The 15,494-nt window shown below is 63.0% G+C and carries 14 protein-coding genes and 1 tRNA gene; 1 reads left to right on the forward strand and 14 read right to left on the reverse strand.

The genetic code is table 11. The annotated features are described in order from the left end of the window. Positions 1–102: 102 nt before the first annotated feature. From qatD to AC1RQ5_RS01775, 14 genes are all read right to left on the reverse strand, one after another. Positions 103–834 carry a Qat anti-phage system TatD family nuclease QatD gene (gene qatD / locus AC1RQ5_RS01710; RefSeq protein ID WP_493196877.1) on the reverse strand — a complete coding sequence of 244 codons (732 nt, stop codon included), beginning with the start codon at positions 832–834 and terminating at the stop codon, positions 103–105. Continuing rightward, positions 831–2,105 (reverse strand): Qat anti-phage system QueC-like protein QatC, encoded by a 1,275-nt coding sequence (qatC, locus tag AC1RQ5_RS01715; RefSeq protein ID WP_493196878.1) that lies wholly within the window; start codon positions 2,103–2,105, stop codon positions 831–833. The genes qatD and qatC overlap by 4 nt, the downstream gene beginning before the upstream one ends. Further along, positions 2,102–2,983 carry a Qat anti-phage system associated protein QatB gene (qatB, locus tag AC1RQ5_RS01720; protein ID WP_493196879.1) on the reverse strand — a complete coding sequence of 294 codons (882 nt, stop codon included), beginning with the start codon at positions 2,981–2,983 and terminating at the stop codon, positions 2,102–2,104. The genes qatC and qatB overlap by 4 nt, the downstream gene beginning before the upstream one ends. Continuing rightward, on the reverse strand, positions 2,964–4,832 hold the full coding sequence (locus AC1RQ5_RS01725) for a KAP family P-loop NTPase fold protein (RefSeq protein WP_493196880.1): 1,869 nt from the start codon (positions 4,830–4,832) through the stop codon (positions 2,964–2,966). The genes qatB and AC1RQ5_RS01725 overlap by 20 nt, the downstream gene beginning before the upstream one ends. Positions 4,833–4,998: 166 nt before the next feature. After that, the gene (locus AC1RQ5_RS01730) at positions 4,999–5,529 is read right to left on the reverse strand and encodes a ribonuclease toxin HepT-like protein (RefSeq protein ID WP_493196881.1); all 531 of its coding nucleotides are present in this window, start codon (positions 5,527–5,529) and stop codon (positions 4,999–5,001) included. Continuing rightward, positions 5,526–5,858, reverse strand: coding sequence for a nucleotidyltransferase domain-containing protein (locus tag AC1RQ5_RS01735; protein ID WP_493196882.1), 333 nt, complete (start codon positions 5,856–5,858; stop codon positions 5,526–5,528). The genes AC1RQ5_RS01730 and AC1RQ5_RS01735 overlap by 4 nt, the downstream gene beginning before the upstream one ends. A 302-nt stretch (positions 5,859–6,160) precedes the next feature. Continuing rightward, positions 6,161–6,457: a hypothetical protein gene (locus AC1RQ5_RS01740; protein WP_493196883.1), complete on the reverse strand. Its 297-nt coding sequence runs from the start codon at positions 6,455–6,457 to the stop codon at positions 6,161–6,163. After that, complete coding sequence (locus tag AC1RQ5_RS01745) at positions 6,454–7,002, reverse strand: hypothetical protein (RefSeq protein WP_493196884.1); 549 nt, start codon at positions 7,000–7,002, stop codon at positions 6,454–6,456. Before AC1RQ5_RS01745 ends, AC1RQ5_RS01740 begins: the two co-directional genes overlap by 4 nt. 162 nt (positions 7,003–7,164) lie before the next feature. Further along, entirely contained in the window at positions 7,165–8,757 is a 1,593-nt protein-coding gene (locus AC1RQ5_RS01750) for a DUF6538 domain-containing protein (RefSeq protein ID WP_493196885.1), read from the reverse strand. 89 nt (positions 8,758–8,846) lie between these two features. Continuing rightward, positions 8,847–8,936: transfer RNA gene (locus AC1RQ5_RS01755), tRNA-Ser, on the reverse strand. A 420-nt stretch (positions 8,937–9,356) separates the two neighbouring features. Further along, on the reverse strand, positions 9,357–10,478 hold the full coding sequence (locus AC1RQ5_RS01760; protein ID WP_493196886.1) for an ROK family protein: 1,122 nt from the start codon (positions 10,476–10,478) through the stop codon (positions 9,357–9,359). 79 nt (positions 10,479–10,557) lie between these two features. After that, positions 10,558–11,181 carry a GAF domain-containing protein gene (locus AC1RQ5_RS01765; protein WP_493196887.1) on the reverse strand — a complete coding sequence of 208 codons (624 nt, stop codon included), beginning with the start codon at positions 11,179–11,181 and terminating at the stop codon, positions 10,558–10,560. 322 nt (positions 11,182–11,503) lie between these two features. Then, positions 11,504–13,030 carry a histidine ammonia-lyase gene (gene hutH / locus AC1RQ5_RS01770; RefSeq protein WP_493196888.1) on the reverse strand — a complete coding sequence of 509 codons (1,527 nt, stop codon included), beginning with the start codon at positions 13,028–13,030 and terminating at the stop codon, positions 11,504–11,506. A gap of 156 nt (positions 13,031–13,186) precedes the next feature. Further along, entirely contained in the window at positions 13,187–14,077 is an 891-nt protein-coding gene (locus AC1RQ5_RS01775; protein WP_493196889.1) for a LysR substrate-binding domain-containing protein, read from the reverse strand. A gap of 241 nt (positions 14,078–14,318) precedes the next feature. On the opposite strand from AC1RQ5_RS01775, the gene AC1RQ5_RS01780 reads away from it, so the two are divergent. Further along, complete coding sequence (locus tag AC1RQ5_RS01780; RefSeq protein WP_493196890.1) at positions 14,319–15,482, forward strand: mandelate racemase/muconate lactonizing enzyme family protein; 1,164 nt, start codon at positions 14,319–14,321, stop codon at positions 15,480–15,482. Positions 15,483–15,494 lie beyond the last annotated feature (12 nt).

Raw genomic sequence — 15,494 nt, forward strand, 5'->3', positions numbered from 1 at the left:
GCAAACCGCGATCTTCGAGCCGACAAGCGCCGCGCACAGCCGGGAGTAGCGGACGGTTACGTCCATCGCTCAATTCTCCGCATCGCGGCCCTCTGGACAACCCTATGCGGGCGACACCAAGGCTTTCAGATTGGAGAGTAGGTGCGCCTCGACCTCCGGCTCGGACTCCTGCCAGACGGCGGACAGCAGCGCGATCGCTTCCGTCGCATCCCAAGGTCGGGCGGCTTTGCCTTCAAGTTGCGCAAAGGGACCATCCGTCTCGGTAAGCACCCTGTCCTGCGGCATCTCCGAGACAAGCGCGCGCCCCTTTTCTCCCGCCAGCATGGCCGGGCCGACGCTGAACCAGCATCCCATAGCGACTGCCCTCTGGAGTTCGCGCCGGGTCCCGGAAAACCAATGGAGCACCGGTGTGCCGGCGTCCGGATGCCGCTCTAGTGCGTCAAGAACGTGTCCGGCGGCCCGTCTGCTATGAATGGAAAGGATTCGCCCCCCCGCGTTGGAGCAGGCGCTTAGTATCCGGTCGAACACCACTTGCTGATCGGGCCAGTGGGGCTTGAGTTCGGGGCCGCCATCCAGCCCTATCTCGCCCACGTAGCGTGTCCTGGAAAGCAGCTCGTCGAAGAGCGTCAGTTCACCCTTCCTTTCGTGGGCAAGCTGAGGATGGAGGCCGAGAGCGGTTCTGATGCGTGGGGCATTAGAGGCGAGTGCAGATGTCCCTTCGAATGCGGTAGGCGTCGTCGTCACCGAGAGCACGAACATCTCCCGCGACCGCACCTCCCGCACCGTCTCAACGGGATCGGGATACAGATCGAGATGGCAATGGAAGTCGATCATTTGACGCCCAGCGCCGCATGCAACGCTTGCAGTTCGACCAATCCGCGGGAGATCATGGCTTCGAGTCCTGCCCTGTCGGCAATGAAAGGAGAGCTGAGAGACGGCCCCAGCCAATCACTCAGGCCGTCACCGGCGGAGCGCCGGATGGCCATGGCGACGGACCGCACATCGTCGAAGCCGGCGTGCTCGGCGTCGTCACGACCGAGGTCCGTATACACGTAGTCAGTCGCATCGGGTACGCCCCAAGCGCGGAATGCGGCGCGACGGACATGGCACGGTACGCAACGGCCGCAATGCCGGTAATTGAAGCGCTGGAACCTCCCGCAACTCGTTGACCGCGCTGCCTGGGCGCGCAGCAGCGTTTGATCCGCGCATGACCGCAGCATCTCGCCCTTCGTCGAAGCCGCATACGGATTTCGTATCTTCACCCGAAGGCCGGCCGCGTCCAGCATTCGCTGCACGCTGCCGAGATAGTGGGGATGGGCGGTACGCGTGCTGAGGCTGCCTATCCGAGCTCCGGTGAGCGGCGGGTTGATCGCGATGAAGCCGTTCTCGCATAGGAAAAGATCGACCGTCCCGCCATCATGATAGGCGCCGAGCGACGTCGCGGCCATCACCCCGAAAGCTATGAAGATCAGTGATCTGGCTCGCTGGGACGCTTCCTCGACGCCGGGAGCGTGGGCGTTGTGGTTCAGTTGCAGATGGCCGAGGCCGCCGGCGATATGGGCCGCGAAATCGACCTGCTTCGCGGCGTCGCCGCGAACGGTCTGGCTCACGGCAAGGGGACGTCGCCCTGCGGCGGCCAGATCAATCGCGCCGACCAGACTGTCGAGACCACCCGAAAGCAGCATGACGCAATCCGCATCCGGACGCACGAACGGCTTCGGAGGGGCCGGCTGCATGCCCCCTCCGTGAAAGCCGAAACGCCATATGTCGGTGGTGAGGAAACTGACCGCCTTCGCGAGATCGTCGGCCTGGGCTTTCCAGAACGCCGGATCAGAGACCGCGATCTCAAGATCGAATTCCCGGGTCCACCCGTCCGGACTGCGTTCGCGCAGCCCTGCGTAGTCCGCCGTCACAACCGAAAGCGCGATCGATAGTAGATCCCAAGCTCGGGGTGCCGCCTCTAGCCGGCGACGTAGGAATTCGTGTTTTGCGGCGTCGCCGGCGCTGCCACGGTCGTTGCTCCCGGCCTGGCCAAACAGCACGACCCGTAGATCGTCGCCCGTCGTCGGCAGATCGACGTCCTCGGGAGCACAGACCAGCCTCATTCCGCGTAGCCCTCGAACACGATGCAGGTCTCTCTGACGGCTTCGCCGACGACGCGGTTGATCCTGTCCACCGTCAACCGCTTGCCTGCGTCCCGCAGCTTCCGGAATTCGGCTCCGACGATCTCCTTCACGTAGTCCCTGGCGTCCTTCAGCCGAGCGAGCGCGACGGTGGCGGTCGGCGATTTTTCGCTGATCGCCAGGCCGACGTCCAGTTCGAACCGCCGAAATACGTCCATTGCGGCGTACCGCTCGATGACGAAGTCCCTCTGATCGGGATCGAGATTCAAGAGGTCGGCTTCGGGATAGTGCGTGAGCAGTTCGGAAAGGGCGTCGCGGATGGCCGCGCGAGCCGCCTCCGCATCCTGCGTGCCGTCGGTGGGACGAACCGCCTCGACTACGGCATCCATGACCTCCCTTGCGGAGCGGCCGGCCAACAAGGCTGGATCGAGCGGACTTCCCGCCGCGGCAGGCTGGCCGGCGGCGACGTTCGACAGCGCATTGCCTAGCGACTGCGCCGTTGTCGCAGTCCCCCCGAGCCTGGCCGCAGCGGTCGCTGCGCCGGAATAGCCGCTGCGGACATAATGTCCGAGCGCTCTTTTCAGATCGTCCCTATTGCCGCTTCGGGCGAAGTCCCCGAGACTGCGCCGCGTGCCCCTGAAACGAGCTGCGGGTGCCACCGGCGGAGCCGCTGCGAGCGGGATAGGTGGAAGCGCTGGGGCCGACGGCGACGGCTGCTCCTCGCCGGGCGCCGGTGGCGGCGATGGGTCGGGAGCCCCCGGCTCGGCCGCCGGCGGCTCGGGTGGTGGCGCTGGCGGCGTCCAGGGTGGGACCATCGGCACGCCTGGCCCCGGCCCTCCGCTAGATTGCGACGTTCCCATTCTCAAACGTTCTCTTGATTGCGTTCTTGACGGGTCTCGACACTTCCAGACCGTCCCACTTTTCTAACACGCCGCGAGCCCAGGGCTGATCGGCGATTTTCGGCACGATGTTGGGTTTGACCTGCACGGCCGGCCGCTCGGCCAGGAAGGCCGCGAGACGACTGCCTTGAGGCGGATCCACTTCCGACAAGGCGAGGCAGGCCTCCAGTATGGGCGGCACGCCCCATTCCTGTTCCTGCCGCGCTTTCTCCAGCAGACGATCCATGATCACGGCCGTCTCGAGCCGCTGCACCTTCTGCAGCCGCGGCTTGAGGCGCGCCGCCATGTCTGGATTCTGCAGCAAAGCGGTCAACAATTCGGCAGCCTCGGACGACAGCCGATCCTCCGAAGTGACCAGTGCGACATGCTCGCGGCTCACGTACAACGCGCCCCTCAGATCGACGTCCGCAAGGGTCGGCGGCAACGTCAGCCATTCCAGGACGAACGGCGCGTTCCATGGAGCCGGCAGATCGAGATCCTTGCCCGCGTTCGCCGCTTCCTCCCACTCGCCGAGGAACGCCGGTTTCCCGGACTCGCTGGCACCAACGGCAGAGATCAACGAAGCGTAGGCTTTCGTGTCTCCGAGCCGTTCGAACAGCATGAGCTTGGCAAGGACTGCTTCGTCGACGCCGACGCCTTGGGCTGTCGAGATCGACATCCGGATGGACAGCGCATTCAGGAATCGTTTGATCAGCCGTGGGTTGCCGGCGATGCCGGATGCCGTCGTCATCAACGGGGCAAGGCGGTCGGCGGTGTCGAACTTGCCGATCAGTTCGCGCGGCATCGCGTCGTGAAGGGTCTGGACGAACGCCCTGTCGACGCGCCTGCCTTCCCACGTCCGGCGAAGCTGGTTGCAGATGCCGAGGCGGATCTTCTCCTGGACGGCGCCGTCGAGGCCGCTATTCTCCACGAACAGCAGCATCATGTACGCGCGCACTTCCTGCGTCCCGAGCGGCGGGACACGGATAGGCACCTGGATCAGCTTGTCGAAGTAGTTGGTGACCAGCAGGTCATCGTGGATGCCGTCGAAATGCTTGCGGACGGCATGCTTGATCATGTCGTTGTCGGCGGCGATGACGAAGGCCGTGTTCTTCAGGAACAGGAAAAGACGGATGGCTTCGAGGGTCGAGATCGTGGTCTCAGGAAGACAGCGGTCGAGATCGTCGATCAGGACCACCAACGTGATGCCCAATTCCTCGAGGATGTCCTCGAAGGAATCCCGGAGTGCCTGGATCTGCTTCGGCGGCGAGGCGTCGGGCTTCGGATCCAGAAGCCCGCCCGCAGCCCCCGCGACCCTGCCCGCCGCAGCTTCCGTGTCCTTGGCCAGTTCGCCGCTGAGGCCATCGTTCAGGGCCCGACGACCGAGACCGATCACATCGCCGAGCAGGCCCGCCGGCGGCAGGCCGAGCGCGAGGGAAATCGCCGGCACGGCGACCAGTTTGGCGGCGCGCAGCCAGTTGACGCGCTTGAGCAAGGCCTTCGTCTTGTCGACGGCAGTCGCGCGAGCGGCCGCCTCCTCCTCGAGTTTCGAAGCGATGACGTCCATCAACGCCGCCCGCGCGTCGTCGTAGCCCTGATACAGCCAGGCATTGAACTCAACGAAAACGAACTCGCGTTCTCCAGCGGCAAGCGGCCGCCCGGCCACGGACGCCCGGATGAGCTTGATCATCGACGACTTCCCGATACCCCACGACCCCGACACTCCGATCGATACCGGCCGCCCCCGCGCCTGTACGACGATCTCCGCCACGGTGTCCGCAACGCCTGAAAAATTCAGGAAGTCGCGCTCCGTCTCGTTGTCATGCCACATGGATAGCTCGACTTCCCCAACCCGCCGCCACAACCGATAGTGAACAGTTCCCATGTTTGCAATGGTCGAGCGAGGGGGTCCCGGCCGTCGCGCCCGATCCAGGCGCGGCAAGATCGCGCATGGTCGCATTGAAGACGCGGCCGACTGCTGCGCGCTATGATTTTCGTCAGATGCGAGGCCGCGAAAAAGCGGAATTCTCGTCGTCCTCGCCAGGCTCCGGATCAACCGCAGCCTTGAACGCAGCGATGGCATGCCGAAGCTTGAGCACGACCCGTCGTGCGGCCTCGACCGAAGGCCCGGCCTTCGACGCGTCGAAGTCGTCGTAGATGACTTTTCGAGCCCTATGGCACATCCTCAGAAGTTCGAGGACGTCCTTTTTGAGATCGGGGTCGAGGATCGCGGGCCTCGCGTTGGCACCGGACATCTGTCTGGAGACCCGTTCGACGAGGTCCCTGTGCGAGTGCTGCCCCTCGACCGGGCTCTTTTCCTTCAATAAGGAAAGTATCTTCTTCAAGGCGGACTCGAGCAGCGAATGCCCAGTCTCCATCCCATGGAGAAACGCATTGGACCTCTCCCATGCCGCGTCGAGGTCCGGGGAGTCGAAGCCTCCGCGGTCGAATGCGCGGACGGCGTTTCCGATCTGCTGAATGGCGTGGTCGATATCGGCATCGACATCCGTCCACCGCGGGTCGCTCATGACAGCGTCACCGCCTCATTCGAGATCCGGGCGAGAAACCGCTCGCTTGCCAGCGATCTCAAGTAATAGTCGACGGGCAGGTCGTGAGCCCGCGACAGGTCTTCGACGAGTTCGACGGCTTCGCCTTCGCGATCTGAGGGGAAATCGATGACGACGTCCAGATCGCTTTCGGACGACATGGCATCCACCGCGGCCGATCCGAACACAAGGAACCGGCCGCCGCTCGAAATCGCAAATGCCTTCAGTTGCGCGATGATCGCATCCGCAGCCGATCGTCGCCGCGCTGCTTCGCGGGCATCCCTCTCTGCTATGGTGACGACCTTATCCATGCGTTTCCGCCCGCAATATCGGGGCTTTGAGTGCATAAGACAACATCACGCGATCGCGCGCGGACTACCTGGGCGACGGTTGGCGTCTGGGGCGATCGGAACGCGAGGCTACGTGGCCGCGATCAGCGGGCGGTCCCGGATGTTGCGCCAACACTTCGCAGCCAGAACCCGCTGCGATCGGGCATACGCTTTTCCCATGGCGCGCGCAGCTTCGCGGTCGAAGACGCCACCGAGCCGATGCCGCTCACGCTGCCCTAAGTCGCGCCGGGGGAAGCGGACAAGAGATGTTCCGTGCGACCGTTTCAGGCGGGGATGCGCATGTACTTCGAGATCTTGTTCTCGGCATTATCGCGGATTGCGCGAACCCGTTCGGGTGTCATTCCACTCCATCCCTTCAGATGATATCTGGTCACCGCCGCGCGCCAAGAGGCAAACAGCGAGGGGTCCGTCGCAACGAGATCCCTGGGCGCGTCCTCCGTCGCGAGGCGCGCCACCTCTTCGAGAAGCTCCCAGTCGCGGTCCACCGCGACCTCCGCCATCCCGCCTTTCAGGAGGACGTCGAGAGCTTCCACATGCAAGGAACGGGCGCTGCGCGTCATGTCGGACTCCAAGTCGAATCAATCAGTCCTACCAGAACGATGTTTTCGCTCGCCGCTTCGCGTTGACTCGGATCCGGCAGATGCCCGATCGCTTCCCTGATGTCTTCGGTCTTCAATGCGCGTTCCTGCATCCACCAGACCGCATCTTCGACATCGCGAGGAGAACCTCTTACCAGCTTGGCCGCCACCAGCAGGTTGGGAGCGGGCATCACGACGCGGAGATTCCCGAATTCCCCCACGACCTCGACGTCGAATTCCTTCGGCAGGTTCACGACGCCCCTTCGGATCACCTGCACGTATATGGCGTCCGGGTCGACCTCCCCACGGGGGTCGAACAACATCCCGGCGTCCTCGCATGCTTTCCGGAAGGCGGTATCGTCGTATTTCGATTGGTCCCGCCAGACATCCATGTCCGGGGTCTGGCGCTCCGGCTGGCCCGAGGCGATACCGGGCGAGCTCCCGATGAGACAGATCGTCGTCGGTGTCGTCAACGACTTCCCGAGCACATCGAAGATCTCCAGCAGCTTTCTTCTGTCGAATGCCATCACTCTTTCCGATCGGACGCAGCTCCACGCCCTTGATATATAAGACGATATGGCAATCCGCCAAGAGAACGTCCTGGCTTCGGGTCTTCGCATCCGCAAACGGGCCATTCGGATATCCGCCCCAACTGGGACCAATCCTGACGGCGCGACCAAGGCACGCGTTCACACCGGCTTCTTCCGCCTGCGGATACGGCGCTTGTTCGCTTCGCCACGTCCGTCGCGGCGTTCGCCGGGCGCGACGTCGTATCTCGGATGCTTCAGGATCTCCGGAAGCATGACGTCGGGCGGGACTTCGCCGTACTCCTCGCCTTCCGTGCGGGGCGCGTGGCCCTGGATGGCGTCCAGGATCAGCCAGTCCATCTTCGCCTTACGGCCCGCCGTCTTGAAGCGGTGACGCCAGCCGTGATTCGGCGCGACCCGCGGATCCTTGATACCGAGGTTGCGGACCCACTCGGCCAGCTTGTTGCCGACCGACGTGTAGGTCGGGTTCTTCCGATCCGGATTGCGTTGGCGCGCGACCGAATAGAAGAGCGGCGTCTTGCCCTTCTTCTTCCGCGCGAAGGCGAGGAAGCCCTGATCGACCAGATGCGGATGGATCGGAACGACACGCTCGCGCAGCGTCTTGACCGTCCCGGCCTCGGGGGTGATGCGGATGCAGTCGATGCCGTCGACGTGCAGGACGTCGCTGGCCCGGAGCTGTGTGATCTCGTTGACGCGCGCACCCGTATAGGCGCAGATCCAGGGTACCCACCGGCGGGCCGCGGCATTTTCCTGCGTCATCAGCTTGCTCATCGGGGCCAGGGCGGCGGAAAGGATGACGGCCGCCTCCTTGTCCGTGAAGCCGCGCATGTTCGTTTCGTGCTTTTCGCTGACCGCGACCACGACTTCCGCCGCCGGATTGGTCTTCAACTTCTTCATGAGCTTGGCCCATCCGAAGAAGGCCTTTGCGGCCGCGATGTAGCCGTCCCTGACGGTGATCGGCGACAATTTGGTCGCCAGCAACGCGTCCCGCCAATCCAGCAGGTGCTGCTCGGTCACATGATTCATGTCCGTCGAACCGGCCCTTAGCATCAGAGCTGAGAAGTACGGACGCCACTTCTTCTTGGTCGATGCGGCGACCTTCTTGGCGTCGCAGAATTCCTGCCAGAGCGGTTCGAACGGTCGCTTGGGCTCTGTCAATTGCAACTCGGGATACTTGACCTGATCGGGGTCCGGCGTGTAGTCGCCCTCCGCGTGACGGAGCAGCACCCTGCTCGCATGCTCCTTGGCCTTGACGTACGCCTTGACGAAGGAATCGAACCTATCCCCGACGAGCTTCAGGCGCCGACGGGCCAGGAACTCGCGCGCCTCGTCGCCGAACGCGAAGCGCAGGTGCACGGCGGCCGGTTGGACGCTGATCAGCCGAGTCTTCTTCTTTTCCAGCGCCCGCAGCGTGTCTTCCCAAAGGACGGGACGGCCGGGTTCGTCGCGATGGTTGGCGACCATCTCGGCGTAGAACTCGCCGGCGAGCGCGTTGATCTGAAGGTGCGACAACTCCGACACCGGCTCACCCTCCAGGTTGGCGCGCCAAGTCCGCTCGAGTTTGAGGTTCTCCTCCTGGCACCTCAGCACCGCCTCGTCCCAGTCGGCGGTTCCGAGCGAGAATTTGATCTCCGACGGCATGCCGAACTTGCGGTATTTGGCCGGCACGCGCCGACGAAACCAGTAGTTCTTCGTGTGGTCTTTTTTGATGGGCTGAAGCATGTTGAGGCTCACGGTGTGACCACTCCTGTGTACCACCGGCCTTTTAGGAAATGCCTTATTCTATAGATAAAATTGGATTTTCAGGGGGCTGAACGGCTGTTTGGCGGAGAGGGGGGGATTCGAACCCCCGATGGGCTTGCACCCATGCCGCATTTCGAGTGCGGTACAATCAACCACTCTGCCACCTCTCCTTGGTGCCGAATTCCGGAGGTCGCCCGCCGGGTGGTTGGCGGTGTTCTAGGCGAGGATGCCGAAACAGACAAGCGCCGGATGAGGAAATTCCGCCTCCAGCCCACCCCCATGTGGCGAAATCAGCTCCGCGCAGGCCCGAGCCATCCAGCCCGGCAGCCGGCAGAGCGGGGATCACAGCGCAAAATCTGGTGTGCCGACCCAAAGCACGCCGCGTGCATCTGCCGATTCGCGCAAGAATCGCTGATGCCGGTCGCTTGCCGCCGACATCGCCCCACACACCGTCAGTCCCCTCGGTAAGTCCCCTCGCCCCCAAGCGAAGCAACGCTTCGGGCGGGGGGAGAGGGTTAGGGAGAGGGGGCGCCCACGTGACATCGGAGCGTGGGGCTGCCCCTCTCCCGCCGCGAGCACGCGGCGACCTCTCAGTCCTTGCCCTTTTTCGCCTTCTTGTCGTCCTTCTCGTCCTTGTCCTTCTTTCCCGTCTCTTTCTTGCGATTGGTGAAACGGGCATTGCCGAGGCCGGTGCCGATGGTCAGCACGCCCCAGCGCGCAAATTCCTGCATGAAGGGCACCTCGCTCAGCCCCTGCGCCACACCGTCATTGTGCATCAGGACAGCCGTGTCGTGATCGCCGATGGTGGGGATGCCTTCGGCGATCAGCGCCGGCAGGTTGAACTTGCTGCTTTCCCAATTGCCCGGCAGGTTCTGCGCACCCTTTTCGATGGTGCCGTCTTCGTTGATCACGCCGGGACACGAAATGCCGATGAAGGGGGCAAGCTTGAAGCCGTCCTTCTCGGCCGCCTTGATCAGATCCTTGAGCATCTTGATCAGCCGCTCCACCGCGCCTTCGCGGGTCGGCTCGTCCTCGGCGTGTTTCCACAGATCGGATTTCCAGACCTGAGCCTTGGAGAGATCCTTCGACTTCTTCCAGCCGGTCTCCACCACGCCGCAGCGGATATTGGAGCCGCCGATATCCACCGCAAGGATGCTGTCATAGCCCTCGAAAATCCAGGACGGCGCCAGATGCAGGCAGCCGATCAGGCCGGCTTCATCGGGGTGATACTGGATCGGGATCAGATCGACCTTGAGCCCTTCGGACTTCAGGATGATGTCGGTGCGCGCGATGGCGAGTTCGCCGACGCGGCTCTGGCGAAAGCCGCCGCCGACCACGATACATTCGGTGTCTTCCCACACCTTGTTCTTGAAGAAGCGCTGGATCACATAGGCGAATTCCTTCGCGAATTCCTCGATGGCGCCATGCACGAGAGCCGCCGCCTTGATGTCCTCGCCGACCAGGATCTCGTCGAGCTCGCTCTTGCCGATCTCCTTGACCGACTTCTTGCCGAGCGGATCCTCGCCGTTCTTCTTCAACGGCTTGCGCAGATCCTCGACGATCTTCTGAAACGCGCCCTTGCTGGCGCGATCGCCCAGAAAGCCGTCGCCGTCCTTGATCTCGATATTGAAAGTATCCACCTCGACCGAGGGCAGACGTTTTGCGCCGTGCACGCCGATGCCGATCGGCGTCGTTACTACTTCTTCAGCCATGTTGCCCCTGAAACGCGTGAACCGATCGACAACGCCGATGGAACCGAATGGTTGCATCGAGGGAACAGCGGCCCGCGAGTCAGGATTTGGCCTTGCCTGCGGCCTTGAGTTCGGCACGCATGCGCTGCAACTGCTGATCGGTGCGATGCCGCTCGATCGCCAGAGCGACGGTCAGCGTGATGGCGGCGATGGCTTCGAGATCGTGCGGCCGGGGCGAACGCGGCGCATCGTAATAGACCGCGAATGTGCCGCGGGTGACCTCGTCCATCCCCTTGATCGGCGTCGACCAGCAGGCGCACAGCCCGTGCGCCGCCGCGAGATCACGATAGTCCTTCCACAATGGATCGGTGGCGATATCCGCCACATAGACAGGCGTGCCACGATAAGCGGCGGTACCGCAGGAGCCGATGCCCTCCGCGACTCGTTCGCCGTCGATCGCCTTGTTATAGGCGCATGGCAGGCTGGGCGCCGCCAGATGCCGGAGATATCGGCCGTCCTCGCTGACTTCGAGAACGGAGGCCATCATGTGATGCCCCGACGACGCCTCGACGCTCAACAGCAGCTCCTGCATCACATCGGCGAGCGGACGGCCAGCCGCAAGCTGCATCAGGACATGGCGCTCACGCGCGATATGCTCGCGCAGCGACGGCCCGCCGCTGCGTCTCAGGATTTCGGTGCCGGGTAGATCGAGCTTCACAGTCATGTCGATGCCATCCAACCATCGCCAGCCGACCGGCGATCGACATCTTTGCTGCGTGCGCGATGTCGTCAAAACACAACGTGAGTTGAAAGTTCTTGTTCAGATTGAAGTGCGTGATGAATGTGCGCTAGACGACTCTTATTGACAAGCTCACAACCGGCACAAGTTTGGTAAGCGAACACCAAGTCTGCTGGTTATCGATCACACCCTCGCGATGTGGCCACAGCAATTGTGGCACATTGCGCCGTCGGCGACATCGCTCGCCACCGATCGCAACTATCAGATCTGCTGCAATAAGCTCCGAAAACGCGCCGAAGCTTGGCGATCAGAGCGTCGGCAGTGTCGATGCTCCGACTGCAGCCACCACCGCGCCCGACCGCACCAAGGCCAGTGCCTTCTCGATGTCCGCATGAAAATAGCGGTCATCGTCGAGATGCGCGATACCGTCGCGGATGCGTTTTCGCACGGCTTCGAGGGCGTGGCTGGAGGTCAGCGGCGCGTGGAAATCGCAGCCTTGCGCCGCAGCAAGCAGTTCGATGGCAATGACTGCCATCGCATTTTCCACCATCGGAGACAGACGTCTTGCGCCATGCGCGGCCATGGAGACGTGGTCTTCCTGGTTGGCCGATGTCGGAATCGAATCGACGCTGGCGGGATAAGCGCGCTGCTTGTTCTCGGACACCAATGCTGCCGCCGTGACCTGCGCGATCATGAAGCCGGAGTTAAGTCCCGGCCGCGGTGTGAGAAACGCCGGCACGCCGGACAGCACGGGATCGACCAGCATCGCGATGCGCCGCTCGGCGATGGAGCCGATTTCGCACACCGCGAGCGCGATCATGTCGGCCGCGAAGGCCACCGGTGCCGCATGAAAATTGCCGCCGGACATGGCGAGGTCCTCGTCGGCGAAGATCAGCGGATTGTCGGAGACGCCGTTGGCTTCGGTGAGCAGCGTGGCCGCTGCTTGCCTGAGTATATCGAGGGCAGCGCCCATCACCTGCGGCTGGCAGCGCAGGCAGTAGGGATCCTGCACCCGCACATCACCGAGGCGATGCGACTCGCGGATAGCACTTCCGACCATCAGGCCTTGTAGCGCCGACGCCACCGCAATCTGCCCATCATGCTTGCGCAGCTGATGGATGCGCGCATCGAACGGCGTATCGGAGCCGCGCGCGGCATCCGTGGACAGCGCGCCGCTGACAACTGCAGTCCTAAACAGCAATTCCGCCTCGAACAGACCGGCCAGCGCGCAAGCCGTCGAAAATTGCGTTCCATTGAGCAGCGCAAGGCCTTCCTTGGGGCCGAGTTCGATCGGCTTGAGGCCAACAGTCGCGAGCGCTTCCACGGCTGGCAAACGCTTGTTGCCGGCAAAGGCTTCGCCGACGCCGATCATCACCGATGTCATATGCGCAAGCGGCGCGAGATCGCCGGACGCACCGACCGAGCCCTGCGCCGGCACGACGGGGATGATGTCGTTTGCCAGCATCGCCTCAAGTAATTGAATCGTCCCCAGCCGCACGCCGGAAAACCCTTGCGCCAGCGACGCAATCTTCAACGCCATCATCAGGCGCGCGATGACCGGCGACATCGGCTCACCCACACCCGCACAATGCGACAGCACGATATTCTTCTGCAGAGCGACCAGATCCTCGGCGGCGATGCCGACGCTGGCGAGCTTTCCGAAGCCGGTATTGATGCCATAGACCGGCTCGCCCTTGGCCACGATCCGCGCCACCGCATCGGCGCTGGCCTGGATGCGCGGGTGATGCCTGGCATCCAGCTTCGGCACGGCGCCGCGATAGATCGCGCGCCAGTCGGCCAGGGACATCGCACCGGGTTCGAAATGGGTGGTCATGGCGGGCTCCTCATTTGTCTAGGCATATTAGACGCAACGCAGGCTGCCGTCACCCACCCCCGCTTGTCGTCACCCGGCTTGACCGGGTGACCCAGTACACACCGCACTGGCTGAGTTTACTGGATCGCCCGGTCGAGCCGGGCGATGACAGTGGGGTTACTTCGCACTGCTCTGCAGACTTTCCAGCAACAATTGTGCCGGCAGGCTAAGCCCCTTGTTGCGCACGGCGATGACGAATTGCCGCTGCGCCCAATCATTATTGAGTGGAACCACCTTGAGCCCCAGCGTCTGCTGGATCGCGGATGCCTCTTCCTGCGGCACGATGGCGACCGCAAGCTGCGCCGCGACGACGCGATAGGCGGCATCCACGGTGGAGACCTGAATGCGATACCGCATCTGCTTGCCGGCCGCGGCCGCCGCACTCCGCTGCGTCGCCTGCATGATGCTGCGGGCGACGATATCGACATGCTCGTAGTCGATGGTCTCTTCAAAAGAGACGGTGTCGCGCGATGCCAGCGGATGATCGGGATGCACGACGACAGCGAGACGATCGCGGTGATAGGGATGCACCGTCAACCCGCGCAAATCGACGGCATCCCAGCACACGCCGATATCGGCGCGGCCTTCTTCCACACCGCGCACCACTTCCCAGATCTCGCGCTCTTCCAGGCTGACGCGCACATCGCGATATTTTTTCGCGAAGGCACTCACATCCTCCGGCAACACCTGCGCCACCGCGGACTTCGAGGCGAACACCCGCACATGCCCCTGCACGCCATCGGCAAACGCGCCGAGTTCGGCCTGCATGCGGTCGAGCAGTTGCAAGCTCTCCCGCGCATAGCGCCACAGCACCTCGCCCGCCGCCGTCACCGTGACGCCGCGACGACCGCGTTCGAGCAATTGCACCCCGGCCTCGTCTTCCATCTGGCTGATGCGTTTCGAGACGGCGGAGGGAACGATGGCCTCGCGCTTGGCAGCCGCCGCAATGTTGCGCTCCTCGCAGACGGCGATGAACAAGCGAAGGGAAACGGGATCGAAGCTGCGCATAAAGACCTCTCAGCCGTCATTGCGAGGAGCCTCTTGGCGACGAAGCAATCCAGTCTTCGCTTTTGGCTTTCTGGATTGCTTCGCTGCGCTCGCAATGACGGCGAACAGCCATCTTATATGGGAACGCCTGCGATGAAAAATCACCATTTCAGAGATGGCTGCGTTTTAGCTAATGCCTAAAGCCATCCGCAAGTCTGCCGCCGTGTTGCCGCAAGAGAGCACGCGAAAACGAGGGAAAACCATGCGCATTGTCGAAGTCCGGGAGCGCACCGCTCCAATCGCCTCCCCCATCGCTAACGCCTTCATCGACTTCAGCAAAATGACGCTGAGCCTGGTCGCCGTGGTCACCGACGTGATCCGCGACGGCAAGCCCGTGATCGGCTACGGCTTCAATTCCAACGGCCGCTACGGCCAGGGCGGCCTGATCCGCGAACGTTTCGCGCCCCGTATCCTCGAAGCGAAGCCGGACGATCTCATTGATTCAACTGGCGAAAACATCGATCCCCACAAAGTGTGGGCGACCATGTTCACCAATGAGAAGCCCGGCGGCCACGGCGAACGTTCTGTCGCCATCGGCACCATCGACATGGCGGTCTGGGACGCCGTCGCCAAGATCGCGGGCAAGCCGCTTTTCCGTTTGCTGTCAGAGCGTTACGGCACCGTGGCGAACCCCAGAGTGTTCGTCTATGCGGCCGGTGGCTACTATTATCCGGGCAAAGGCCTTGATGGTTTAGCTAATGAAATGAAGGGTTATTTGGACCGCGGCTACAATGTCGTGAAAATGAAGATCGGCGGCGCGCCCCTGGCCGACGACCTCAAGCGCATCGAACATGTGCTGAAACTGCTGCCCTCGGGCTGCCAGCTCGCCGTCGACGCCAATGGTCGGTTCGATCTCACGACCGCCGTCGATTATGCCAAGGCGTTGAGGGAATACGATCTTTTCTGGTACGAGGAAGCCGGCGACCCGCTCGACTACGAGCTGCAGGAGAAGCTCGCCGAGCATTATCCGAAGCCCATGGCCACCGGCGAAAACCTGTTCTCCATGCAGGACGCCCGCAACCTGATCCGCTATGGCGGCATGCGCAAGGACCGCGACTGGCTGCAATTCGATTGCGCACTTAGCTATGGTCTTGTCGAATATCTTAGAACGTTGGAAATGCTGAAGAATTACGGCTGGTCCTGGACCCGCTGCATCCCCCATGGCGGCCACCAGATGTCGCTGAACATCGCAGCCGGCCTCGGATTGGGCGGCAATGAATCATATCCCGACCTGTTCCAGCCCTATGGCGGCTTCCCGGATGGCGTGAAAGTCGAGAACGGCCACATCGTGATGCCGGAACTGCCGGGCATCGGTTTCGAGGGCAAATCGGACCTGATCAAGGAAATGCGCAGCCTCGCTTCCTAAACCACGACTGCG

This window comes from Tardiphaga sp. GW821-FHT12E02 (genome assembly GCF_058807155.1).

Coding starts and splice junctions, on each gene's coding strand:
- AC1RQ5_RS01730 (WP_493196881.1), bottom strand. CDS start 5,529: ATGAGCGACCCGCGGTGGACGGATGTCGATGCCGATATCGACCACGCC.
- AC1RQ5_RS01780 (WP_493196890.1), top strand. CDS start 14,319: ATGCGCATTGTCGAAGTCCGGGAGCGCACCGCTCCAATCGCCTCCCCC.
- hutH (WP_493196888.1), bottom strand. CDS start 13,030: ATGACCACCCATTTCGAACCCGGTGCGATGTCCCTGGCCGACTGGCGC.
- AC1RQ5_RS01765 (WP_493196887.1), bottom strand. CDS start 11,181: ATGACTGTGAAGCTCGATCTACCCGGCACCGAAATCCTGAGACGCAGC.
- AC1RQ5_RS01735 (WP_493196882.1), bottom strand. CDS start 5,858: ATGGATAAGGTCGTCACCATAGCAGAGAGGGATGCCCGCGAAGCAGCG.
- qatC (WP_493196878.1), bottom strand. CDS start 2,105: ATGAGGCTGGTCTGTGCTCCCGAGGACGTCGATCTGCCGACGACGGGC.
- AC1RQ5_RS01740 (WP_493196883.1), bottom strand. CDS start 6,457: ATGACGCGCAGCGCCCGTTCCTTGCATGTGGAAGCTCTCGACGTCCTC.
- qatD (WP_493196877.1), bottom strand. CDS start 834: ATGATCGACTTCCATTGCCATCTCGATCTGTATCCCGATCCCGTTGAG.
- AC1RQ5_RS01760 (WP_493196886.1), bottom strand. CDS start 10,478: ATGGCTGAAGAAGTAGTAACGACGCCGATCGGCATCGGCGTGCACGGC.
- AC1RQ5_RS01725 (WP_493196880.1), bottom strand. CDS start 4,832: ATGTGGCATGACAACGAGACGGAGCGCGACTTCCTGAATTTTTCAGGC.
- AC1RQ5_RS01745 (WP_493196884.1), bottom strand. CDS start 7,002: ATGGCATTCGACAGAAGAAAGCTGCTGGAGATCTTCGATGTGCTCGGG.
- qatB (WP_493196879.1), bottom strand. CDS start 2,983: ATGGGAACGTCGCAATCTAGCGGAGGGCCGGGGCCAGGCGTGCCGATG.
- AC1RQ5_RS01775 (WP_493196889.1), bottom strand. CDS start 14,077: ATGCGCAGCTTCGATCCCGTTTCCCTTCGCTTGTTCATCGCCGTCTGC.